Below are 22,043 nucleotides of genomic sequence, written 5' to 3'. Positions count from 1 at the left end.
CGGCGGGCCGGTCCACGGCGGGCTCACCGCCAGCCGTACTCCGCCCGCAACACCTCGGCGACCCGGTCGAACCGGGCCCGGTCCAGCACCGCGCCCTCCCGCCGGATGCCGTCCTCCCGCATCGTGAGCACCCGGTCGAGCCGGACCCAGCTCGGCCGGTTGTCCCGGTCCCACGCACCCGGGCCGAGAGGGAACCAGTGTCGCTGGCCGTCGCGGTCGCCCTGGCTGGAGAGCATGAGTCCGAAGAGGGTCCGGCTCTCCCGACCGACCACCAGCACCGGCCGGTCCTTGCCCTGGCGGGGGTCGTCCTCGTACGCCACCCAGGTCCAGACGATCTCACCCGGGTCGGCCTGGCCGTCGAGTTCGGGCGCGTAGACGAGCTGGCGGCGACGGAGGGCCGTCGCCTGACGCCTGCGGGCCACCTGGGCGGGGACGTGCGCCGGGGAGCCGGCACCGCCGCCCCGGACGACCCGACCGACCCGTGCCGCCACATCTCTGAACAGTCCCGCCACGGCCGGAAGCCTAGCCGCCGGTGGCCAGCCCCGCCCGCCGGCGACCACCGCGCGGCCGGGAGCGTCCGGGCCGGTCTCAGGGGGTCACCAGGTAGTTCCAGGAACTCGGGCCGGGCGGCGTGGGGATCAGGGCGGGGCCGGCACCGTCCCGCGACTCGGCGATCACCCGCATCTCCACCTCGTGCCGGCTGGGGGCGGCCCCGGGCAGCCGGAGCAGGACGTTCGAGCGGACCCGGTCCTCTCCCTGGTTCCAGCGCAGGGTGTTCGAGGGCAGGTGGCAGACGGTGATCGTGACGCCGATCCGCGCGGCGAAGCGGGTCAGCCCGGACCGCCAGGACTTCCCGCCCGCTCCTGCGGAGTCCGCGACGATCAGCAGGTGGTCGGCCTGCTGGCTGGACTCCGCCCACCAGCCGCAGACGGTGGCCAGCGCCACCGCCCAGGTGTCCCGGTCGACGGGCTGGTCGGTCCAGTCGCCCTCGTCGGCGGCCGGGCCCGCGTCCCCCGCCCCGGTAGCGGTGGCCACCGTTCCGGCCCCGCCGGCCGTCCCGGTCTGTGTCCGACGGCGCAGGCTGAGCACGATCACCGGTTGTCCGGCGAGCATGCACCGTTGCACGTGTTCGTTGACCCGGTGGAACTGCGCGTCCCGGTCGAGTCGCTGGCCGGCGAGCAGCGGACGGGAACTGGTCGACAGCCGGAACCCGGCCTCCCGCAGCAGCCGGCTGACCGACCAGGCCGAGACCCGGTGCCCCAGGCCGGCCAGTTCCTCGGCGAGCCGCCGGGTGGAGCGGGTGGTCCACTGGAGCACCGGGCCCGGCTGGTGGCGGGGTTCCATCAGCCCGAGCAGGTCGGTCATCAGCCCGGGATCGGTCTCGGTGAGCCGCTTGCGGCCACCGCCCGGACGCCGTACGCGTGGGGGGCGGGCTCCCGGCGACTCGAGTTCCTCGATCCCCTTCGAGACGGTGCTCGGATGCACCCCGGCGGCGAGCGCGATCCGGCTGATCCCGCCCCGCCCGAGCGACCGGGCCCGAGCGGCCAGCACCAACCGGCGCTGCCGCTCGTCGAGATGCGGTTCGAGCATTCGGAACTCTTCGGCAAAACCCTTTACGCCATCCCCGTTGATCCCCATGACTTGACGAGTATACGCATCTGAAACCGCCTGACGAGATCGCTTGTGGTGAATTTCTACACAGAAACCCGCCCATTCTCACCGACGCGCGCGCACATCGACGCACAACCGGACCCCATCGACGGGCCTCAACATCAACCACAGTGGACGAATCGCGCCGGCAACGCTGGCCCACCAGCCCCACCAGGCAAGAAGGCGCACTCACCCAGCCCGCCGCCCACCTGCGGGCCAGCCGGAACCCGACCGGACCCACCACCCGCAGCAGCCTCCCGCCACGTAGTTATTTCCTCGCAAAGCGTCACTCCGGACCCACGAGCCGCGCGTCTCGAAACGCGCTACCTGCTGTTGCGGTGAGCCCGGGTCAGCATGTGGAATCAAAGTTGACGGCGCGAGGAAATAGGTATTTGCCGGCCACGGGAAAGTCGTGCTACCTCATTGGATCTGCGCGGCGCGAACTCGGGGGAACACAAGAGCCGGTTGGAGGCGTCAGTGTTGTTCGACCACGACAGACCGGACTGGCCGCTGCTGGGCGCCCAGTCCGGGATCTGGTACGCCGAGTCGCTGGACTCCACCGGGGCGTCCTGGAGCATCACCGACCGGGTCGACATCCACGGTCCGGTGGACGCCGCCGTCATGACCGCCGCCCACCACCGGGTCGAACGCGACTGCGAGGCGCTGCGCCTCCGGTTCGCGGTCACCGCCGCCGGGCCGGTGCAGTACGTCGACCCGGACGCCTCCTCGCCACTGCACCTGGTCGACGTGAGCACGGAGGCCGACCCGGAGGCGGCGGCGGACGCCTGGATGACCTCCGACATGGCCGCCCCGGTCGACCGCCTCGGCACCGGGCTCTGCACCACCGCGCTGATCCGGCTGGCACCGGAGCACTTCGTGCTCTACCGCCGGGTGCACCACCTGATGGTGGACGGCTGGAGTATCGCCCAACTGCACCGGCGGACCGCGGCGACGTACACCGCCCTGGCCGCCGGCGAGGAACCGCCGGCACCGCCCCCGCCGCTGCGGATCCTCGGCGACGGCGAGGCCGCGTACCTCGCCTCGAACCGGTTGGAACGGGACCGGCGGCACTGGCTGGAGCGGCTCGCGGACCGGCCGGAACCGACCCGGCTCGCCGGACGGCACGACCGGCGCGGCGGAACGGTGATCCGCCGTCGGGCCCACCTCGGCGTCGCCCTGACCGAGCGGATGCGGGCCGCCGCCGAGCGGCTCGGGGTCGGCTGGTCGGAGTTCGCCGTCGGGGTCGCGGCGGCCTACGTCGGGCGGATGTCCGGCAGCGCCGACGTCCTGCTCGGGCTCCCGGTCACCGGCCGGATGAGCCGCGCGGAGCGCGACGTGACCGGCATGACCACGAACGCGATGCCGCTGCGGATCCGGATGCCGGCCGGCACCAGCCTGGCCGACCTCCTCGCCGGCGTGGGCGCGGAACTGCGGGCCGGCCTGCTGCACAGCCGCTACCCCGCCGCGATGCTCGGCCGCGACCTGGGCCGGACCGGGCAGGGCCGTCCGTTCTGGGGCGCGGTGGTCAACGTCATGGGCTCGACCGCCCCGCTGGCCTTCGCCGGCCACCCGGCCACGGTGCGCACCCTCTCGCTGCCGGACGTCGACGACGTCTCCCTCGTCTTCTTCCAACTGCCCGACGGGGACACCGAACTGCTCCTCGACGCCGACTCCGTCGCCCACCCGCCCGCCGCGCTCGACGCGCACCTGCGGCGGTTCCTCCTCTTCTTGGACGCGGCGACGTCGGCGGAGCCCGGCACCGCCGTGGACGACCTGCCCCTGGTCGACGCCGAGGAACGGGAGCGCCTCCTCGGCTGGGGCCGGGGCCCGACCCGGGACATCCCGCCGGTCGGCGTGCACCAGCTCGTCGAGCAGTGGGCGGAGCGGACCCCGGACGCGCCCGCCCTGGACGACGACGGCGTTCCGGTGAGCTTCGGTGAGCTGGACCGGCGGGCCAACCGGCTGGCCCGGCACCTGGTCGACCGGGGCGTCGGTCCGGGCCAGGTGGTGGCGTTCGCGCTGCCCCGGTCCGCCACGCTGGTCACCGCCGCGCTGGCGGTGCTGAAGTCCGGAGCGGCCTTCCTCTCCCTCGACCCCGCCTACCCGATCGCCCGGTTGTCGTTCATGGTCGCCGACGCGGAGCCGAGCCTGCTCCTGCTCTCCGGCGGGACCGCGGCGCTCGGCGACCACCTGCCGGTGCCGCGGCTGCTCCTCGACGACCCGGAGCTGACCGGGCGACTGGCCACCCTCGACCCCCGTTCCCTGTCCGACCGGGAGCGGACCCTGCCGACCTCACCCTGGCAGCCGGCGTACCTGATCTACACCTCCGGCTCGACCGGCACGCCGAAGGGCGTGGTGGTGCGCCACCGGGGCGTGGTCAACCTGACCGCGGCGATGGTGGACCGGCTCGGTTCCGGGCCGGGCACCCGGACCCTCCAGTTCGCCTCCGCCAGCTTCGACGCCTTCGTCGGCGAGATGACGCAGTCGGTGCTGAACGGCGGCACCCTCGTCCTCGCCCCGGCCGACCGGTTGACGCCCGGTCCGGAACTGGTCCGGCTGATCCGGGAACGCGGCGTCAACGACCTCGTCCTCGCCCCGTCCGTGCTCGACGTGCTCTCCCCGCAGGACCTCCCCCCGGACACCACCGTGTCGATCGTCGGGGAGGCGTCCGCGCCGACGGTGGTCGAACGGTTCGCGCCGGTCTGCCGGCTGATCAACGGGTACGGGCCGACCGAGGCGACCATCTCGACCGCGATGAGCGGTCGACTCACCCCGGAGCGGGCCGCCGCCCCGCCGATCGGCACCCCGCTGCGCAACGTCCGGGTCTACCTGCTCGACGCGCGACGGCGGCTGGTGCCCACCGGGACGGTCGGCGAACTGCACATCGGCGGCGCCGGGGTGTCGCTGGGTTACCGGGGCAACCGGGCGCTCACCGAGGAACGCTTCCTGCCGGACCCGTTCGCCGGGGACGACGGCGAGGCGCGGATGTACCGCAGCGGCGACCTGGCCCGGTGGACCGCCGACGGCGAATTGGTCTTCGTCGGGCGTGACGACGACCAGGTGAAGATCCGTGGCTTCCGGATCGAGCTGGGTGAGGTCGAGGCCGCGCTGGTCCGGCAGCCCGGGGTGGTCCGGGCCGCAGCCACGGTCCGCGACGACGGCACCGGCGGCCGGCACCTCGTCGGGTACGTGGTGCCGGCCCCGGGAAGCACGGTCGAGGCGGCCCGGATCCGGGCCGGGCTGGCCGAGGCGCTCCCCGCGCACCTGGTGCCCGGGATCGTCGTGCCGGTCGAGGACCTGCCCCGCAACGCCAGCGGCAAGCTCGACCGGGCCGCCCTGCCCGACCCGTACGCCGCGACGCCCGAGAGGCCGGGCGCGACCGGTGGCGGGACGGCCGGCCGGACCGACGCGGAGGAGGTGCTGGCCGCGCTCTTCGCCGAGTTGCTGGGCGTGCCGGCGGTCGGCGCCGACGAGAACTTCTTCGACCTCGGTGGACACTCGCTCTCCGCCACCCGTCTGCTGGGCCGGGCCCGGTCCCTGCTCGACGTCCGCCTGTCGGTGCGGGACCTGTTCCGGCACCCGACCGTCTCCGCGCTGGCCGCGAGGATCGGTCCCCCGTCGGTGGCCGCCTCCGGTCCGGCCGTCGCCGTGCCGCTGCGGCGCACCGGCAGCCGGCCGCCGCTGTTCTGCCTGCCGCTGCCCGACGGCCGGAGCTGGCCCTGGCTGCGCCTGGTCGCCCACCTGCCCGCCGAGATCCCCGGGTACGGGCTCCAGGGCGGCGTCACCGGGTCGACCGGCTTCGAGGATCTGGTCGACGCGTACGTGGCCCGGATCCGCGAGGTCCGGCCCGAGGGTCCGTACCACCTGCTCGGCTACGGGACCGGCGGTTACCTGGCGTACCAGGTGGCGGTGGCGTTGCAGGCGGCCGGCGCCCGGGTCGGGCTGCTGGCCCTGCTGGAGAGCTACCCGCCGGACGAGACGCATCCCGCGCCGCCGCCGACCGACCGGGAGGCGCTGCTCGGCGTCCTCGACCTGTACGGCGTGCCCCGACCCGGGTCGGTCGACGCCGCCACCGTGGCCGGTCTGCTGCGCGAACGGGGTGGCGGGCTGACCGGCGTCGACGAGCCGACCGTACGCGACCAGGCCGACGCCCTCGCCCGGCTCGGCCACCTGGCGCACGAGTTCACGCCCGGCCGGTTCGTCGGGGATCCACTGGTCCTCGCCACCCGCGCGGACGCATCGGGGCATCCGCCGGTCGGGCCGGACTGGGGCAAGTACGTGACGGGTCGGGTCCGCGAGCACCGGCTCGACGTCGACGGCCACGATCCGCTGGCCCCCGGGGCGGTGACCGCCCTCGCCGCCGCGCTCGTCGCGGCCCTGGACACCGGCGACGACGCGACCGGACCGGCGGGCGTCGGGTCGGCGGCACCACCCGACACCGTGGCCACCGAGCGACCGCAGGAGGAGACGGGTACCCGTGAAACCCACCGATGAGGCCACCGCGCGCGCCACCCGGGCCGACGTCCGCAGCGCCGCCCGGCATCTGCGCACCGAGGTCGACGGCCGGTCCTTCGCGTCGAAGCTGGCGCTCTGGGCCCTGCTGACCGTTGCCGGCGGGGTGCTGGCGACCCGCCCCGAGACCGTCCTGCGGGTGCTGGGCGTGGTGGTGCTGGGCTGCATGTTCGCCCACGCCGCCGAGTTGCAGCACCAGACGCTGCACGGGCTGGGGTTCCGCAACGCGCGGACGAACCGGTTGGTCGGCGTCCTGCTGGGGCTGCCGATGCTGATCTCGTTCTCCGCGTACCGGGCGACCCACCTGCGGCACCACCGCGACCTGGGCACCCCGGACAACCGGGAGTTCTTCGACTACGGCGACCAGTACGGCACCGACCGACCCCGGTCCCGGGTGCGCACCGCCTGGGCCTGGACGGTGCGCTTCACCATGCTGCACCACTACGCGATGTTCCTGGTCGACGCCGGGCGCGCGCTGCGCGGCGCGGACCATCCCGGGGAGACGGCCACCGTCTCCCGTCGGATCCGGGCCGAGCACCGGGTCATCCTCGGCGCGCTGGTCGCCGCGACCCTCGGCTCGGTGCTGCTCGGCCAGGCCCTCGTGGTGTGGTGCTGGCTGGCCCCGCTGCTGCTGGTCGCCGGGCCGGTGCACGCGCTGGTCGAGCTGCCGGAACACTTCCGCTGCGCCACGCTGGACCGCGACCCGTTCGCCAACACCCGCACGATCCGGTCGAACCGGCTGATGACGTGGTTCACCAACGGCAACAACTTCCACGTCGAGCACCACCTGATGCCGAACCTGCCGATCGAACGCCTGCCCGAGCTGCACCAGCAGGTGCGGCACCAGCTGCACCACTTCCACCCCGGATACGTGGACTTCTTCCGGACGTTGGTGCGCCGGTGAGCGCCCCGTCGATCACCGGGGTCACGTTCCGGCTCGCCGAGTCGGCGGCGGACCGGGCGGCGGTGCTGCGGCTGCGGGACGCGGTCTACGTCCAGGACCAGGGACGACTGCACGACGCCGCCGACACCGAGGAGACCTTCGACCGCTTCGACCCGTACGCCCACTACATCCTCGCGCTCGACAACGGGGAGCCGGTCGGCACGGTCAAGGTCATCCCCGACCAGGCCGCCGGGCTGCCCTGCGAGGACGTGGTCGACCTGACCGCGCTGCGGCCGGGCAACCGGCTGGTCGAGTTCGGACACCTGATGACCCTGCCGGCGATCCGTAGCCGGTCGGTCGGGCTGGCGTTGATGCGCGAGGCGCTGGTGCACAGCGTCCGGCGCTTCGGCGCGACCCACATCGTCGGGGACTTCTTCGTCGACGAGAACTCCGGCCAGCTGCGGGACTTCTACCTGGAGATCGGCTTCGTGGCGCTCGGGGAGCCGTACCTCGACGAACGGTTCGCCGGTGGGCCGCTGAGCCTGGTGGCCTACCTGGACGTGCCGGACGCGGTGGCCCGGTCCCGCACGCCGGAAGGGCGGCGCAGTCGCCTGTTGCAGTTCTTCTTCGCCGACTACCACGCGTACGCCAGTGCCCGGTGACCACGGATTGTCCGGTGACCACGGGCGGGAGGAGACGAGGGTGCGAACACGTCGTCAGGAGCTGGCCGAGGCGAAGGCGGCCCACAACCATCCGACCTACTCGACGATGTCCTTCGTCATGGGCTGCGGCGTGCAGGGTCCCGGCTCGGGCGCACACGTGACCGACGGCGACGGCCGGGACCTGCTGGCCCTCTTCGACCAGTACGGCAACCAGTCGTTCGGGTACTCGCACGAGCGGATCCTGGCCGCCGTCGCCGAACAGTTGGCGTCCGGCCGGCTGAACAGCACGAAGATCCTCTTCGAGGAGGAGCAGATCCGGCTGACCGCCCGGCTGGCCGAGCTGACCGGCGGCCGGCTCCCGTACGCCTACCTGGCCAACGGGGGCGGGGAGAGCATCGACAACGCGTTGAAGCTGGCCCGTGCCGCCACCGGCCGGAGTACGTTCGTCAGCGCCCTCGACTGCTTCCACGGCAAGACCTTCGCCGCGCTGAGCGCCGCCAACCGACCGGAGCACGCCGCCCTGTACCGCCCGTTCCTGGAGCGGTTCCGGCAGGTGCCCTTCGACGACCTGGCCGCCGTCGACCGGGCGGTGGACGACGACACCGCGGCGGTGCTGCTGGAGCCGGTGCAGGCCGAGGGGGGCGTCATCGTCCCCGACCCGGACTACCTGGCCGGGGTGCGCCGGATCTGCACCGAGCGGGGCGCGCTGCTGATCCTGGACGAGATGCAGACCGCCTTCGGCCGCTGCGGTCCCTTCTTCGCCTTCGACCGGTTCGGCGTCACGCCCGACCTGGTCTGCGTGGGCAAGGCGTTCGGCGGCGGGGTGGTGCCGCTGTCGGCGGTGCTCGGCACCGAGGCGGTGTGGAGCAGCCTACGGGCGCTGCCGTCCACCTTCGGGTCCAGCCTGGGCGGCAACCCGCTCTGCTGCCGGGTGGGGCTGGCCGCCATCGAGATCGCCACCGAGGAGTCGTTCGGCCGGACGGTGGCCGCCCACGCGGAGACGCTCGGCGACCGGCTGCCCGCCCTGGTGGCCCGCTTTCCCCGGCTGCTCGCCGCGCACCGGGGCATCGGCATGATGCACGGTCTGGAATTCCACGACGAGATGCTCGGCGGGATGGTGCTGGCCCGGCTGCTCCGGCACGGCGTGACCTCGACGTACTCGCTCTACCACAGCCGGGTGCTGCGGGTGCAGCCGCCGATGGTCATCACGCCGGCCGACCTGGCGTACGGGCTGGACGTGCTGGAACGGGTGCTGGCCGAGGTGGACGCCCGGCAGGACGACCCGGCCGGGCGGCCGGCGGTGCCCTGCTCGCCCGTGGTCCGGACGGCGGTGCTGCCGGTGCCCCGCGCGGAACTGCGCGAGCTGCTGCACCGGCGGCCCCGCCTGCTGGACCCGTTCGCGCTCGACCCGTCCGGGGCGGCCGACGACGGGCTGGAGCCGGAGTTCGGCGGGACGCTCGGACACGACCGGGTGGTCTGGGCCGACCGGGTCACCCGCACGCCGGACGGGGTGAGCGCCTCGGCCGTCCCGGACTGGCTCTGGCGACGGCTGGAGCGCACCGTCCGGGTCATGGCGGTCGACGGCGACGACCGCCGCAGCGCGGTGGAGGTGCACGTCGACTGGGACACCGGGTCCGGGCCGTACGAACCGCTGCTGGCCGGGCAGCTCGGGCCGTTCGTCAGCGACCGGCTCGACGCCCTGCTCGCCCGACTGGCCGACGAGATGGCAAGGACGTGACCACGAACCTGGCAGAACTCACCACCCGGTACCGCGACCGGCGCACCGCGCGGATCGTGGAGATCGACGCCGCCGGGCAGCGGCGGGAGGTGACCCACGCCGAGCTGGCCGAGGCGGTCGACGAGCGGGCCGACCGGCTGCGCGCCGCCGGTGTCGGCCCCGGCGACGTGGTCGGCATCCGGGCCGGCAACAGCATCGACTGGGTGGTGTGGGACCTGGCGGTGCTGGCGCGCGGGGCGGTGCTCCAGGCGTTCGGGGACGAGACCACGGTCGACGCCGGGTTCGCCGACCGGCACGGGCTGGCCCTGCTGGTCGACGGCGACCGGGCGTACCCGACCGGCCGTCGGCCGCACCCGGTCGGCGAGATCCCGCCGGACCTGCACAGCCTGGTCTACTCCTCGGGCACCTCCGGCACGCTGAAGGGGTTGCGGATCAGCCGGGCCGGCACCGAGTACGTGATCAACCGGTTCGTCGACGCCTTCGGGATCACCGCCGCCGACCGGCACCTGATCTTCCTGCCGCTGGCCAACTACCAGCAGCGGCTCTCCGTCTACTGCTGCCTGTGGGTGGGGGCCGACCTGGTGCTCGCCCCGTACCAGCGGGTCTTCGCGGCGATCCGGCAGGAGCGGCCGACCTTCGTCATCGCCCCACCGGTCTTCTACGACGCGGCCCGGCAACTGCACGCGCGGGGCGCGGCCGGCACGCCGCTGCCCGAGTTCCTGGGCGGCCGGATGCGCTTCATGATCACCGGCATGGCCCCGATCTCCCGGGCCACCCTGGACGCGTTCTGGGCCGGCGGGGTCCCGCTGCTGGAGGCGTACGGGATGACCGAGAGCGGCATGATCGCCTGGAACACCGCCGACGCGCACCGGGTCGGCACGGTCGGCCGCCTCATCGACCCGGACGCGGTGGAGTTCCGGCCCGACGGTGAGCTGCTGATCCGGCGACCGGCCCCGCTGAGCCTCGGCTACTTCGACGTGCCGGCGGACGTGGCCGGGGAGACCTTCCGTCCGGACGGCACGATCGTCACCGGCGACTACGGCCGGTTGGACGCCGACGGCTTCCTCACCCTGGCCGGCCGGAAGAAGGACGTGATCACCCTCGGCAACGGCCGGAAGGTGCACCCGGCCGAGATCGAGGCCCACTTCACCGGCGTGCCCGGGGTGGCCGACCTGATCGTGGTGCCGACCCGCTCGCACCGGCTCGGCGCGATCGTCACCCCGACCGCCGACACCCCCGAGCAGCGGAGGGCCGTGCGGGACGGCGTCGAACGGGTCAACGCCGGTCTGGCGAGCCACGAACGCCTCACCGCCGTGGTGTTCAGCGCCACGCCGCTGCGCGGCGACCCCCGGTTCCTGACCGCCAACCTCAAGCTCAGCCGCACCGCGGCGGCGGACTGGTTCGCCGACCACGTCGGGGCCGACGACCCGGCTGCGGGTCCCGGCGCCGCCGGCCCGGCCCGCGTCGCGGTCGACGCGCCCGCCCAGGCGGGCTCGGCATGATCGTCGACGGGCACGTGGTGCTGGCGAGCGACCGGGTCATCCCCCGCGAGTACCTGGAGGAGCAGGCCGCGAACGTCCACCACCGGCTGGCCGCGCACGGCCAGGACGTCGACCGGGCGGCGATCACCGAACGGCTGCTGGCCATCCACTCCGACCACGACGGTGACCGCCTGGTCGCCGAGCTGGACGCCGCCGGGGTGGCCGGGGCATTCCTGGTGGCCGCCGACTTCTCCCACGTCTCGCCCCGGGCCACCCCGCCGGACGAGTTGGCCCGCCTGCACGACCGGGTCTGCCGCCGCCACCCGGGCCGGTTCCGGGTGTTCTGGGGCGTGGACCCGCGCGCCGGGGCGGGCGGGCCGGAGGAGTTCGAGCGGACGGTGACCGAGTACGGCTTCGCCGGGCTGAAGCTCTACCCGCCGGCCGGCTACTCCCCCAGCGACCGGCGGCTCTACCCGTACTACGAGATCTGCGCGGCGCGCGGGCTGCCGGTGCTGACCCACACCGGGCCGGGCTGGGCGCCGCTGGACTTCACCTACGGTCCGCCGCTGCTGGTCGACCAGGCGGCCCGGGACTTCCCGGCGGTGAACTTCGTCCTCGGCCACGGCGGGGTGACCCACGTGGAGGAGGCCTCGTACCTGTGCGCCCACCGCCCCAACGTCCACCTGGACGTCAGTCAGTTCCCGTCGATGCTCGCCGCGGACGGCTGGGTGGCGCACCTGAACCGACTGTTCCGCAGCGGCATCAACCACAAGATCGTGTTCGGCACCTGCTGGCCGTCGTACCGGATGTCGACCACCCTGCCGGCGGTGCTCGCCGCCTTCACCAAGGACGGCGTCTTCGCCGGCGTCCGTCCCTCCCACCAAAGAATGATCATGGGAGAGACCATCCTTCGCCTGGCCGGCGACCCGGTCGCCGCCACCACCCCGGGAGGCCACCAGTGAGCGTCGACGTCGCCGCGTTGCAGAAGGAAGCCATCGAGTGGGTCCGGGAGTGGAACGAGGACGACCTCCCGGTCGACCTGGACGCCGACACCCCCCTGCTGGCGAAGGGCCTGCTCGACTCGATGGGCATGGTCGCCTTCGTGTCCTTCCTGGAGGAGCGGTTCGACCTCCGGTTCGACTTCACCAGCTTCGTGCCGGGACCGAACGCGTCGATCCGCACCCTGCTCGACCACTGCCTCGGACGATGATCCACGACGGCCACTGCCACGTCGCCTCCACCGACTTCATCCCCCGGGCCTTCCTCACCGACGTCGCGGCGGGGATGCACCGGGGGCTGAGCGCGGTCACCACCGCACCGCCGCTCTCCACCCTGGTCGAGGGGTACGTGGCCCAGCACCAGGACCACCACGCCGACCGGCTGGTGGCCGAGATGGACGCCGCGGGGGTGGCCACGGCGGTGCTGCTCGTCCCCGACTTCGGGCTGGTGATGCCGACCCCGCTGTCCCTGGCGGAGATGGCCCGCCGGCACCACGGGATCCGGACCCGGCACCCCGGCCGGTTCCGGGTCTACCTCGGCGCGGACCCGCGCCGGGGCGAGGCGGGGGCGCGGGAGTTCGCCGACCTGGTGGACCGGTACGGCTTCGAGGGGATGAAGCTCTACCCGCCCTGCGGCTACTCGCCGTCGGACCGGGCGCTCTACCCGTACTACGAGGAGTGCCGGGCCCGGTCGATGCCGGTCTTCGTGCACACCGGCCCGACCGGGCGCAGCCTGAGCTTCGGCCCGGCCCACCCGCTCCTGGTCGACCAGGCGGCCCGGGACTTCCCGGACCTGGTGTTCGTGCTCGGCCACGGCGGGGTCAGCCACGTCGACGTCACCTCGTACCTGGCCCTGCACCGGCGCAACGTCTACCTCGACACCGGGGGTTTCGCCGGCTCGCCCGGCACCGGCTGGCCGCAGCGGTTGAACCAGCTGTTCCGGCTCGGCGTCAACCACAAGATCATTTTTGGTACGGACTGGCCGTTGAACCAGCTCACCGGCGGACTGCCCCGGCTGCTCGCCGAGGTGTGCGACGGGTCCGAGGTCTTCGCCGGGGTGTCCCGGGGCGACCGGGAGCTGCTACTCGGCGGCAACCTGCTGCGGGTGCTCGCGTCGGCCGCCCGGCCGGCGCGGGCCGGGGCGGGACCGTGACCGGCCCGGCCGTCCCGCGCGGGCGGATGGCGGCCGGGCCGGTCCCGGTCAGCGTGCTCCGGTCAGGACCCGACCGCCCCGGCGAGCTGTCCCCGGACGATCCCGTCGAGGAACCGGTCGAGGAACTCCTCCAGGTGGTCGAAGGAGTCGGCGCAGAAGAGCACGGGCTGGTAGTCCTCCACCCGGTACCGCTGCGCGCCCATCGTCGCCGCGTCCAGCGGCCGGATCTCCGCCGCCGTCCGGAACTGGTCCAGCTCACCGATCGAGGAGAGCAGGCTCGCCCCGCAGGCACGCACCTCGCCGTCCTCGCGGACCAGCCCGTACTCGAGGGTGAACCAGAAGACCCGGGAGAGCACGGAGAGCGCCTCGTGGCTCTCCAGCCGCCGGGCGGCCTCCCCCACCCGCCGGTAGATCGCCGCGAGCCGGTCGTTGGCGAGCGCGCTGCCGTGCCCGACCACCTCGTGGATCATGTCCGGCTCCGGGGAGAACCGGGGCATCGAGCAGTGCCGGATGTACTGGGTCGCCTGGAACAGCCCGTCGGCGAGCGAGCCGTAGAAGTCGCGCATCTCGACGATGCCCGCGGCCGGCCGGAACCGGAACCCGGTCAGCTCGGTCAGGCGTGCCGAGGCCGCCCCGAGCTGCGGCAGCCGGTCGGTGGGCAGGTCGAGTCGGCGCACCCCGTCGAGGAACTCCCGGCAGGCGTACCGCTGGTGTCGCTCCCGCAGCTCGGGACCGACGATCCGCCACAGCTCGTGCTCCTCGTCGGTGTACTCCACGTCGGCGACCGGGCCGCCGGGCACGTGGTCCAGGGCGGCCTTCGCGATCCGCGCGCGGTGCCGCTGGTAACCCGCGTCGTCCCGGCCCGGGTGTCCGTCGGCGAACACCACCGAGACCCTGCCGTTCTCGGTACGGATCACCGGCGAGTACAACGTCGCTTCCTTGAACATCGTCGCTTCCTCCCCCACGCCCGGCGGACGCGCGTCGAGGGACCGACACGGTTCCACACGCACCCGGCCGGTCCCGCGTTGCCATCGGATCGGGCGGCGGCATTTCCGCACCAGCCCGGAACGACCTCGTCCGCACAATTCACGGGTGGTCACATGAGCCGAGCCTAACCCACAAATCCATATTTTCGAGCGCCAGGAAATAAGTGATGGAAAACGCTCCGGAATGAGCTGGGAGCCGGCGGCGTGCGACGCGCGCTGCCCAATTACGGCACCACCGCCACGGCCATTCCACGTCTCGATCGGAGGGACCCGTGCTGACCCGTACCCCCCTGTTCACCGCCGGCGGCGCGGACTTCGACCCGGCCGATCCCCACCTGTTCACCACCGACCGGCCCCACCAGGCCTGGCGACAGGCCCGGAGCCGGCACCCCGTCGCCTGGCAGGAGTCGGCCGACGGCGGCTTCTGGTCGGTCACCGGCCACCGGCCGGGCAGCGAACTGCTCCGGCGGCCCGCCGAGTTCACCTCGACCCTCGGCATGCGCCTGGGCAGCAGTCCGCAGGCCGTCCGCGCCGCCGCCGGCCGGATGCTCGTGGTCGCCGACGGTCCCGCGCACCGTCGCCTGCGGACCGCCCACTCGGCCTGGTTCACGCCCCGGGCGCTGGCCGGGCTCCGCACCGAACTGCTCCGCCGGCTCGACGCGCGGCTGGCCGAACTGCTCGACCGGGGCACCCCGTTCGACGTGGTCGGCGAACTCACCGCGCCGCTGCCCGCGTGGGCGCTGCTCGGCATGATGGGCGTCCCGGCCGCCGACTGGGACCACCTGGTCGGGCTGACCCTGCGGGCCTTCGACGACGACGAACGCGGCCCGGAGGCGGCGGCGGCCCGGACCGAGGCGCACACCGAGGTCTTCCTGTACTTCGCCGACCTGCTCGACCGACGCCGGGCCGAGCCGGGCGACGACATGGTGAGCGCGCTGGCGCAGGCGGTGGTGGACGGCCAGCCGCTGACCGACGAGGAGATCGTCCTCAACTGTGACGGGCTGATGAACGGAGGGCTGGAGACGACGCCGCACGCCGCCTCCGGCGCGATGCTCGCCTTCGCCCGGCACCCGGAGGTCTGGCGGCGGCTGCGGCAGGACCCGGAGCTGACCGACCGGGCGGTGGAGGAGATCCTCCGCTACACGTCACCGCCCATGCACGCGATGCGGACCGCCACCGTCGACGCCACCCTGGGCGACGCCTCGATCCGGGCCGGGGACCGGGTGGTGGTGTGGTTCCCGTCCTGCAACGCCGACGACACCGTCTTCACCGATCCGGAGCGGTTCCTCGTCGACCGGTGGCCCAACCCCCACCTCGGGTTCGGCGGCGGGCCGCACTACTGCATCGGCGCGGCCCTCGCCCGGCTGGAGCTGCGTTGCCTGCTGGAGACCCTGGCCCGGCAAGTCGAGGCGTTCGAGGTCGCCGGTGCGGCGGTCCGTCAGGCGTCGAACTTCCTCAACGGACTGCGCCGCCTGGACCTGGCGCTCACCCCGACGACGACGACGCTCACCGAGGCTCGTCGGCGCTCCGGGACGCCTCGATGACGTGCATCCCGGGTGGACCGGCCACCGTCCGCCCGAACGCCCAGCCCGCCCGCTCCAGCAGTTCGCGGTACTGCCCGAGGGTCCGTTCCCGGGCCCCCGGGTACAGCACCATCATCACCACGTCCGACCAGGCCTGGGTCGCCGCCAGCGGCCCCGAGGAGGGCAGCAGGTCCTCGAAGATCCGCAGTCGCGCGCCCGGGGACGCGCCCCGGGCGAGGGCGCCGAGGATGCCGACCACCGCGTCGTCGTCCCAGTCGTGCAGCACCCGGGAGAGCAGGTACACGTCGCCGGCCGGCACCGGCGTGAAGAGGTCGTGCGGCCGGACGTCGGCCCGGTCGGCCAGCCCGCGTTCCCGGAACCGGTCCACCGCCCGGGGCAGCACCTGCGGCTGGTCCAGCAGGATCCCCTTCAGGCCGGGCGCGGCGTCGAGCACCGCCGCCAGCAGCACCCCGCTGCCGCCGCCGACGTCCACCACCGTGCCGCCGTCGGGCCAGTCCAGCAGCGGCACGCAGGGCAGCGAGAGCAGCCGTGCCTGTTCCGCCATCGCCTGGCTGAACACCGCCTGCTGGTCGGGACGGTCCGCCAGGTACTCCCAGAACCCGGTGCCCAACGCGCCGGGGACGGCGGGACGGCCGGTGCGGATCGTGTCGACCAGCCGGTGCGCCACGTCGGAGACGCCGAGCGTGGCGAAGGTGGCCCAGACGGACATCGGATGGTCCCGGCGGAGCAGCTCGCCCCGGTCGGTGAGCCACACCCGGTCCGTCTCGCGGTGGTGCGTCACGATCTCGTACCCGTCGAGCAGGCGCAGCACGCGGCGCAACGCGTCCGGGTCGGCGGTCACCTCGGCCGCGAGCTCGGACACCGGTCGGGGCCCGTCCGCGAGCCGGTCCGGAATCTCCAGCCTGGCCACCGCGCAGATCGCGTGGAAAACCAGTCCGGACTGATAGACGTGGAACAGCTCAGCGATTTCCGCGATCGGCTCCCGGAACACCAGAAATCAACCTCCCCGCGTTCGGACAACGAAGGAAATCTAGCAAGGTTTGTCAATGCATACACCACCCGGACGAACACGTTCGACGCGTCTTCTGGCAGCAGTCCGGACAGGACACGAGAAACCCGGAGAAACGCCGGTGACACCTCCGACGTCCCCCTACGACCGGTCGACCCGTGAAAGGATGCCGACGATGACGTCCCCTGCCCCCACGGTGGGCGGCGTGCTCCCGGAAGCCGCCGCGCCGGCCGTGAGCACCCGGCTGCCACTCTCCTTCGCGCAGGAGCAGTTGTGGTTGGTGGACCAGCTCAGCCCCGGCGAGTCCACGTACCACAGCCCCCTCGTCTACCGCCTGCGCGGGACGCTGGACGTCACCGCGCTCCGGACCGCGCTGACCCACCTGGTGACCCGGCACGACGCGCTGCGGGCCACGTTCGGCACCGAGGACGGCACGCCGTACCAGGAGATCGCCCCGCCCGCCCCGGTCCGGCTCGACGTACGCCCGCTGCCCGGCGACACCCCGGACGACCGGGAGGCCGCCCTGCACCAGGCGCTCCGGGCGGAGGTCACCACCCCGTTCGACCTGCGGGTCGGCCCGCTGTACCGCTTCCGGCTGCTGCGGCTCGCCGACGACGACCACGTGCTCCTGCTGCTCCTGCACCACATCGTCACCGACGGCTGGTCGGCCGGGGTGCTCCGGCGGGACCTGGCCGACGGGTACGCTGCCGCGGTCGCCGGTCACGCCCCGCGACTGCCCCCGCCCGGCCGCACGTACGCCGCGCACGTGCTGGCCCAGCGCGCCCGACTGACCCCGGAGACGCTGGAGTCCGGACTGCGGCACTGGGAGCGGGCGCTGCGCGACGTGCCACCGGTGGAGCTGCCCACCGACCGGCCCCGGACGGCCGCCTCCGGACGGCCCGGCGCGGCGGTCGTCCGCTCCCTGCCCGACGCGCTGCGTGACCGGGTGGCGGCGTTCTGCCGCGACCGTCAGGTGTCCCCGTTCATGCTGCTGACCGCCGCCCTCGGGGCGGTGCTCGCCACCGAGGCCGGCCAGGAGGACCTGCCGCTCGGCGTGCCGCTGCTGGGCCGGTCCGAGACGGAGTTGGAGGAGGTCGTCGGGCTCTTCGTCAACATGGTGGTGCTCCGCCTCGACCTCTCCGGCGACCCCACCTTCGACGAACTGGTGGACCGGGTCGCCGAGGCGAGCCTCGGTCTGTACGACCACGACGAGGTGCCCTTCTCCGCGGTGGTCGAACGGGTCCGCCCGGTCCGCGCCGAGGGTCGCAACCCGCTGTTCCAGGTCTGCGTGCAGCTGCTCGGTGCCGACACCACCGGGGCCGGGCTGTCCCTGCCGGGCCTCGCCGTCGACCTGGTCCCGCCCCCGTCGGAGCGGTCCCCGTTCGACCTCTCCGTCGACTTCGCGGTCACGCCCGACCGCGTCGACGTCCACCTCACCTACGCGACCGACCTGTTCGACCGGTGGCGGATCGAGGCGCTGCTCGACCACCTCACCACCCTGCTGACGGCCGGATGCGCCGACCCGACCCGTCCGCTGTCGCGTCTCGCGCTGCTCTCCGACCGGGAGCGGGCCGCGCTGCTCGAACTCGGCGACGGCGGACCGGCCCGGACCGACGAACGCCCGCTGGACGCCCGGATCGCGGCGGTCGCCGCCGCGCGCCCCGACTCGGTGGCGGCGGTCTGCCGGGGACGGGAGCTGACCTACGGCGAGCTGCTCCGCCGGGCGGACACGTTGGCCCACCGGCTGGTCCGGCACGGCGCTCCGGAACGGGTGGTCGCCGTCGTCGCCGACCGGGACCTCGACCTGGTCGTGGCCGTGCTCGGGGTGCTGCGGGCCGGAGCCGCGGTGACCATCCTCGACCCGACGCATCCGCCCCGTCGGCTGGCCCGCCTGGTCGACGCGGTCGACCCGCCGGTGGTGCTGACCCGGTCCACCCTGGTCGACCGGCTGCCGCCGCTGCCGGGCCGACACGTGCTGGCGTGGGACGCTCCGGCGGCCGAGCCCGCGCCGGGGCCGCTGCCGGCCCACACCGCCGCGACCCTGGCCGCCGTGGTGACCACGTCCGGGTCGACCGGTCGACCCAAGCCGGTGGCGCTCGACCACGCCGGACTGACCAGTTTCGTCGACCGCAACCGCCGGGTGCTCGACCTCGGTCCGGCCGACCGGATGCTCCAGTTCTGCTCGCTCACCTTCGACCTGGCTCTCGGCGAGGTGCTCACCGCGCTCACGGCCGGGGCCACGCTGGTGCTCGTCTCCCCCGAGGAGGGGTCCGCGCCGGACGAGGTGGCGGCGCTGATGCGGACGCAGCGCGTCACCTACCTCGGGCTGACCCCGACCATGCTCGGCAGCCTCGACCCGACCGGTCATCCCGACCTCCGGGTCGTGCTGAGCGCCGGCGAGGTGCTGACCACGGACCTGGTCGACGCCTGGCACGCGCCGGGCCGCCGCGTGGTCAACCTGTACGGCCCGACCGAGGTCTCGGTGGCCTGCACCGACCACGAGTGCCCACCCGGCCGGGGGCACTGCCCGCCGCCGATCGGCCGCCCCCACCCGGGGCGGTGGCTGTACGTGGTGGACCGGTACGGACGGCTCGCGCCCCGGGGCGCCCCCGGTGAGCTGCTCGTCGGGGGTGTCGGGGTGGCCCGGGGCTACCTCGGCCAGCCCGCGCTGACCGCCGAACGCTTCGTCCCCGACCCGTTCCGGCCGGGGGGCCGGGTCTACCGCAGCGGCGACCTGGTGCGCTGGAACAGCACGGGCGAACTCGAGTTCCTCGGCCGCCTCGACGACCAGGTCAAGCTGCGCGGGTTGCGGATCGAGCCCGGCGAGATCGAGTCGGCGCTGCTGACCCACCCGCGCGTACGCCGGGCGGCGGTGGTGGTCCGCCCCGACCCGCGCGGGGAGCCCCGCCTGGTCGGGTACGTCAGCGCGGACGGGCCGCCGCCGACCCCGGCGGAACTCCGCGCCCACCTCGACGCGCTGCTCCCCGCGTACCTGGTGCCGGGCGCATGGTGCGTGCTCGACGAGTTCCCGCTGACCAGCTCGCAGAAGATCGACCGGGCCGCCCTGCCGGCCCCGGAGCCGGCCGCCGGACGGGACGAGGCGGTTCCCCCGGCCACCCCGACCGAGGCCGCCCTGGTGACGATCTTCGGGGAGGTGCTCGGTGTGCCGGAGGTCGGCGCGGACGCCAACCTCTTCGCGCTGGGCGGCAGCTCGTTGCAGGGCATGCGGGTGATCAGCCGGATCAACCGCGCCTTCGGGGTGCGGCTGAACCTGCGCCTGCTCTACGGCACCGCCACGGTCCGCGACCTCGCCGCCCGGATCGACACGGGGCGGGGGGCGGACCGATGACCGACGACGGGGCCGTGCTGACCATCCGCGCCACCGGACGCCGGCCGGCGCTGTGCTGCGTACCGGCCATCTCCGGATCCCCCTACCCGTACCTGCCGCTGGCCGCCCTGCTCGACGCCGACCAGCCCGTCCTCGCCCTGGAGGCGCCCGGCTTCGAGGACGACCGTCCGCCGGCCGGCTCGCTGCCCGACCTCACGGCCGGCTACCGGGACACGTTGCGCCGGGTCCGGCCCGACCGGGCGTACGCCCTGCTCGGGTGGTCGATGGGGGGTGCGGTCGCGTACCACCTGGCCCAGCGGCTGCGCGCCGACGGTCTCGACGTGCCGGCGCTGGTCCTCGTCGACAGCATCGTGCCGACCCTGATGCGGCATCCCGAGGGGTCGGCGCGGACGACGAGGTTCGTGGTGGACCTGCTCGCCACCTCGGGCCAGCCGGTCGAGCCGGCCCGGGTGGTGCTCGACGGGCTGCCCGCCGGGAGCACGCCGGAGACGGCGTTCACCGCCCTGGTCCGGGCCGGTGTCCTTCCGGAGGACCTCGACCACTCCTTCCTGCTGCACCGGTACGCGTTGTTCGACGCCCACCTCACGGCGTTGAGCCACTACCGGCCCACCGGCGGGTACGACGGGCCGGTCACCGTGGTCCGCGCCGCCGAGTCCCCCGCCGAACTGATGCGCTGGGACGGCCTGGCCGCCGACGTGACGGAACTCGTCGTCCCCGGCGACCACTACTCGATCTGGCGGGGCGAGGGGCTGGTCGCGCTCGGCCGGGCCCTGCGCCGCTGCCTTCCCGGCACCGACACCGACGACCACGGGCGCCCGTACGCCCAGAAAGGAACGGCCGACGAATGGCCTCCGCCACCTGGCGGCGCGTGACCGTACTGCTGGCTCTCGCCCTGTCCGCCTTCACCTTCAACACCACCGAGAACCTGCCGATCGGCCTGCTCCCGCTGATCTCCGAGGACCTGGACGTCACGTTCTCCTCGGTCGGCTACCTCGTCACCGGCTACGGCCTGACGGTGGCCGTCGTCTCGCTGCCGCTCGCCCAGGTGACCCGGGACCTGCCCCGCCGGTGGGTGCTCACCGGCGTGCTGGCGGTGCTCGTGGTGTCCACCCTGGTCTCGATCGTCGCGGCCAGCTACTGGGTACTGCTGACCGCCCGGATCGCGACCGCCGTCGCCCAGGCCCTCTTCTGGGCGGTGATGGCGCCCGTCGCGGTGGGGCTCTTCGCACCCGAGGTACGCGGACGGGTGATCGCGGTGATGTCGGTCGGGGGCTCGCTGGCCACCGTGCTCGGCGTGCCCGCCGGCACCTGGATCGGGCAGCAGGGCGGCTGGCGGGCACCGTTCCTGGTGCTGACCGCGCTGTCCCTCGCCGCGCTGGTGCTGATCGCGGTGCTGTTGCCGACCAGCCGTCCGCAGGACAGCCACGGCGCGTACGGCTCCGCCCCGCACACCGGCCGGTTCGTGGTCACGCTGCTGGCCACCGCGGTCTCGGTGACCGGCATGTTCGCCGGGTTCACCTACGTCGTCCGGCTGCTCACCGACGTCACCGGATTCACCGACGAGACGGTGAGCGTACTGCTCTTCGTCTTCGGGCTCGCCGGCATCGCCGGGGTGAGCGGGGTCGGCCAGATCCTCGACCGGTTCCCCAACGGCGCGCTGGTGCTGACCATCGGACTCCAGGCGGTCGCCCTGCTCGGCCTCTGGTTGTTCGCCACCGAGAAGGTCGTGGTGGTCGCCATGCTCGCCCTGCTCGGCGCGTCGGCGGCACCGGTGTTCATGGCCACCCAGGCCCGGATCCTGGTGGTCGCCCCGGGGCGGACCGAGATCGGCTTCGCGGCCAACTCGGCGGCGTTCAACGTGGGCATCGCGGTCGGTGCGGCGGTCGGCGGACTGGTGCTGGCACCGTTGGGCGCGCGCGGCGTGTTCGGCATCGGCGCGCTGGTCACCGTCGCGGCACTGGCGGTCGTCCTGGGCGAGTCGCTGCTGGCCGGTCGCCCGGAGGCGGCCCCGCCCGCTCCGAAGGCCGCCCCGGAACGGGCCGAGAGGGCCTCCTGACCCGGCGTCGGGGAGTCGAAGG

General features: G+C 73.9%; 16 protein-coding genes. 12 read left to right on the top strand and 4 right to left on the bottom strand.

What is annotated here, in order from left to right:
* Positions 1-23 precede the first annotated feature (23 nt).
* Positions 24-512 carry a type II toxin-antitoxin system PemK/MazF family toxin gene (locus QSK20_RS06315; RefSeq protein ID WP_285787591.1) on the bottom strand — a complete coding sequence of 163 codons (489 nt, stop codon included), beginning with the start codon at positions 510-512 and terminating at the stop codon, positions 24-26.
* Positions 513-588: 76 nt separating this feature from the next.
* Complete coding sequence (locus QSK20_RS06310) at positions 589-1,590, bottom strand: ISAzo13-like element transposase-related protein (RefSeq protein ID WP_285787590.1); 1,002 nt, start codon at positions 1,588-1,590, stop codon at positions 589-591.
* Between the two features lie 537 nt (positions 1,591-2,127).
* Between QSK20_RS06310 and QSK20_RS06305 the strand changes: the two genes are divergently transcribed.
* From QSK20_RS06305 to QSK20_RS06270, 8 genes are read left to right on the top strand one after another with little or no spacing between them, the layout of a single operon-like run.
* The gene (locus QSK20_RS06305; protein ID WP_285787589.1) at positions 2,128-6,144 is read left to right on the top strand and encodes a non-ribosomal peptide synthetase; all 4,017 of its coding nucleotides are present in this window, start codon (positions 2,128-2,130) and stop codon (positions 6,142-6,144) included.
* A complete protein-coding gene (locus tag QSK20_RS06300; protein ID WP_285787588.1) occupies positions 6,128-7,066 on the top strand; it encodes a fatty acid desaturase family protein in 939 nt (312 codons plus the stop codon). The genes QSK20_RS06305 and QSK20_RS06300 overlap by 17 nt, the downstream gene beginning before the upstream one ends.
* The gene (locus QSK20_RS06295) at positions 7,063-7,707 is read left to right on the top strand and encodes a GNAT family N-acetyltransferase (RefSeq protein ID WP_285787587.1); all 645 of its coding nucleotides are present in this window, start codon (positions 7,063-7,065) and stop codon (positions 7,705-7,707) included. The genes QSK20_RS06300 and QSK20_RS06295 overlap by 4 nt, the downstream gene beginning before the upstream one ends.
* 40 nt (positions 7,708-7,747) lie before the next feature.
* Positions 7,748-9,445: an aspartate aminotransferase family protein gene (locus QSK20_RS06290; protein WP_285787586.1), complete on the top strand. Its 1,698-nt coding sequence runs from the start codon at positions 7,748-7,750 to the stop codon at positions 9,443-9,445.
* Positions 9,442-10,947 carry an AMP-binding protein gene (locus QSK20_RS06285; protein ID WP_285787585.1) on the top strand — a complete coding sequence of 502 codons (1,506 nt, stop codon included), beginning with the start codon at positions 9,442-9,444 and terminating at the stop codon, positions 10,945-10,947. The genes QSK20_RS06290 and QSK20_RS06285 overlap by 4 nt, the downstream gene beginning before the upstream one ends.
* Positions 10,944-11,888: an amidohydrolase family protein gene (locus tag QSK20_RS06280; protein WP_285787584.1), complete on the top strand. Its 945-nt coding sequence runs from the start codon at positions 10,944-10,946 to the stop codon at positions 11,886-11,888. The genes QSK20_RS06285 and QSK20_RS06280 overlap by 4 nt, the downstream gene beginning before the upstream one ends.
* Positions 11,885-12,136 (top strand): acyl carrier protein, encoded by a 252-nt coding sequence (locus QSK20_RS06275; protein WP_285787583.1) that lies wholly within the window; start codon positions 11,885-11,887, stop codon positions 12,134-12,136. The genes QSK20_RS06280 and QSK20_RS06275 overlap by 4 nt, the downstream gene beginning before the upstream one ends.
* On the top strand, positions 12,133-13,077 hold the full coding sequence (locus tag QSK20_RS06270; RefSeq protein ID WP_285787582.1) for an amidohydrolase family protein: 945 nt from the start codon (positions 12,133-12,135) through the stop codon (positions 13,075-13,077). The genes QSK20_RS06275 and QSK20_RS06270 overlap by 4 nt, the downstream gene beginning before the upstream one ends.
* 62 nt (positions 13,078-13,139) lie before the next feature.
* Here QSK20_RS06270 and QSK20_RS06265 read toward each other — a convergent pair whose 3' ends face one another.
* Positions 13,140-14,024 carry a phenylalanine 4-monooxygenase gene (locus QSK20_RS06265; protein ID WP_285787581.1) on the bottom strand — a complete coding sequence of 295 codons (885 nt, stop codon included), beginning with the start codon at positions 14,022-14,024 and terminating at the stop codon, positions 13,140-13,142.
* A 311-nt stretch (positions 14,025-14,335) separates the two neighbouring features.
* On the opposite strand from QSK20_RS06265, the gene QSK20_RS06260 reads away from it, so the two are divergent.
* Positions 14,336-15,607 carry a cytochrome P450 gene (locus QSK20_RS06260; protein WP_285787580.1) on the top strand — a complete coding sequence of 424 codons (1,272 nt, stop codon included), beginning with the start codon at positions 14,336-14,338 and terminating at the stop codon, positions 15,605-15,607.
* On the opposite strand, the gene QSK20_RS06255 is transcribed toward QSK20_RS06260, so the two are convergent.
* Positions 15,570-16,598, bottom strand: a complete 1,029-nt coding sequence (locus QSK20_RS06255) for a methyltransferase (RefSeq protein WP_285787579.1) — start codon at positions 16,596-16,598, stop codon at positions 15,570-15,572. The genes QSK20_RS06260 and QSK20_RS06255 overlap by 38 nt on opposite strands.
* 193 nt (positions 16,599-16,791) lie before the next feature.
* Between QSK20_RS06255 and QSK20_RS06250 the strand changes: the two genes are divergently transcribed.
* Genes QSK20_RS06250 through QSK20_RS06240 form a run of 3 tightly spaced genes read left to right on the top strand, consistent with a single transcriptional unit; the run spans position 16,792 to position 22,021 of the window.
* Complete coding sequence (locus QSK20_RS06250; RefSeq protein ID WP_285787578.1) at positions 16,792-19,965, top strand: non-ribosomal peptide synthetase; 3,174 nt, start codon at positions 16,792-16,794, stop codon at positions 19,963-19,965.
* The gene (locus QSK20_RS06245; RefSeq protein ID WP_285787577.1) at positions 19,962-20,837 is read left to right on the top strand and encodes a thioesterase domain-containing protein; all 876 of its coding nucleotides are present in this window, start codon (positions 19,962-19,964) and stop codon (positions 20,835-20,837) included. The genes QSK20_RS06250 and QSK20_RS06245 overlap by 4 nt, the downstream gene beginning before the upstream one ends.
* The gene (locus QSK20_RS06240) at positions 20,810-22,021 is read left to right on the top strand and encodes an MFS transporter (protein ID WP_285787576.1); all 1,212 of its coding nucleotides are present in this window, start codon (positions 20,810-20,812) and stop codon (positions 22,019-22,021) included. Before QSK20_RS06245 ends, QSK20_RS06240 begins: the two co-directional genes overlap by 28 nt.
* The last annotated feature ends 22 nt before the right edge of the window (positions 22,022-22,043 follow it).

This window comes from Micromonospora sp. NBRC 101691, from assembly GCF_030269285.1.
GTDB lineage: Bacteria > Actinomycetota > Actinomycetes > Mycobacteriales > Micromonosporaceae > Micromonospora > Micromonospora echinospora.
The sequence above is the reverse complement of the archived record's forward strand: the minus strand, read 5'-3'. Positions and strand labels throughout refer to the sequence as shown.

What these genes read in the sequence shown, in the direction of transcription:
- QSK20_RS06245 (WP_285787577.1), top strand. Translation starts at nt 19,962, where the DNA reads ATGACCGACGACGGGGCCGTGCTGACCATCCGCGCCACCGGACGCCGG.
- QSK20_RS06280 (WP_285787584.1), top strand. Translation starts at nt 10,944, where the DNA reads ATGATCGTCGACGGGCACGTGGTGCTGGCGAGCGACCGGGTCATCCCC.
- QSK20_RS06265 (WP_285787581.1), bottom strand. Translation starts at nt 14,024, where the DNA reads ATGTTCAAGGAAGCGACGTTGTACTCGCCGGTGATCCGTACCGAGAAC.
- QSK20_RS06310 (WP_285787590.1), bottom strand. Translation starts at nt 1,590, where the DNA reads ATGCTCGAACCGCATCTCGACGAGCGGCAGCGCCGGTTGGTGCTGGCC.
- QSK20_RS06270 (WP_285787582.1), top strand. Translation starts at nt 12,133, where the DNA reads ATGATCCACGACGGCCACTGCCACGTCGCCTCCACCGACTTCATCCCC.
- QSK20_RS06250 (WP_285787578.1), top strand. Translation starts at nt 16,792, where the DNA reads ATGACGTCCCCTGCCCCCACGGTGGGCGGCGTGCTCCCGGAAGCCGCC.
- QSK20_RS06240 (WP_285787576.1), top strand. Translation starts at nt 20,810, where the DNA reads ATGGCCTCCGCCACCTGGCGGCGCGTGACCGTACTGCTGGCTCTCGCC.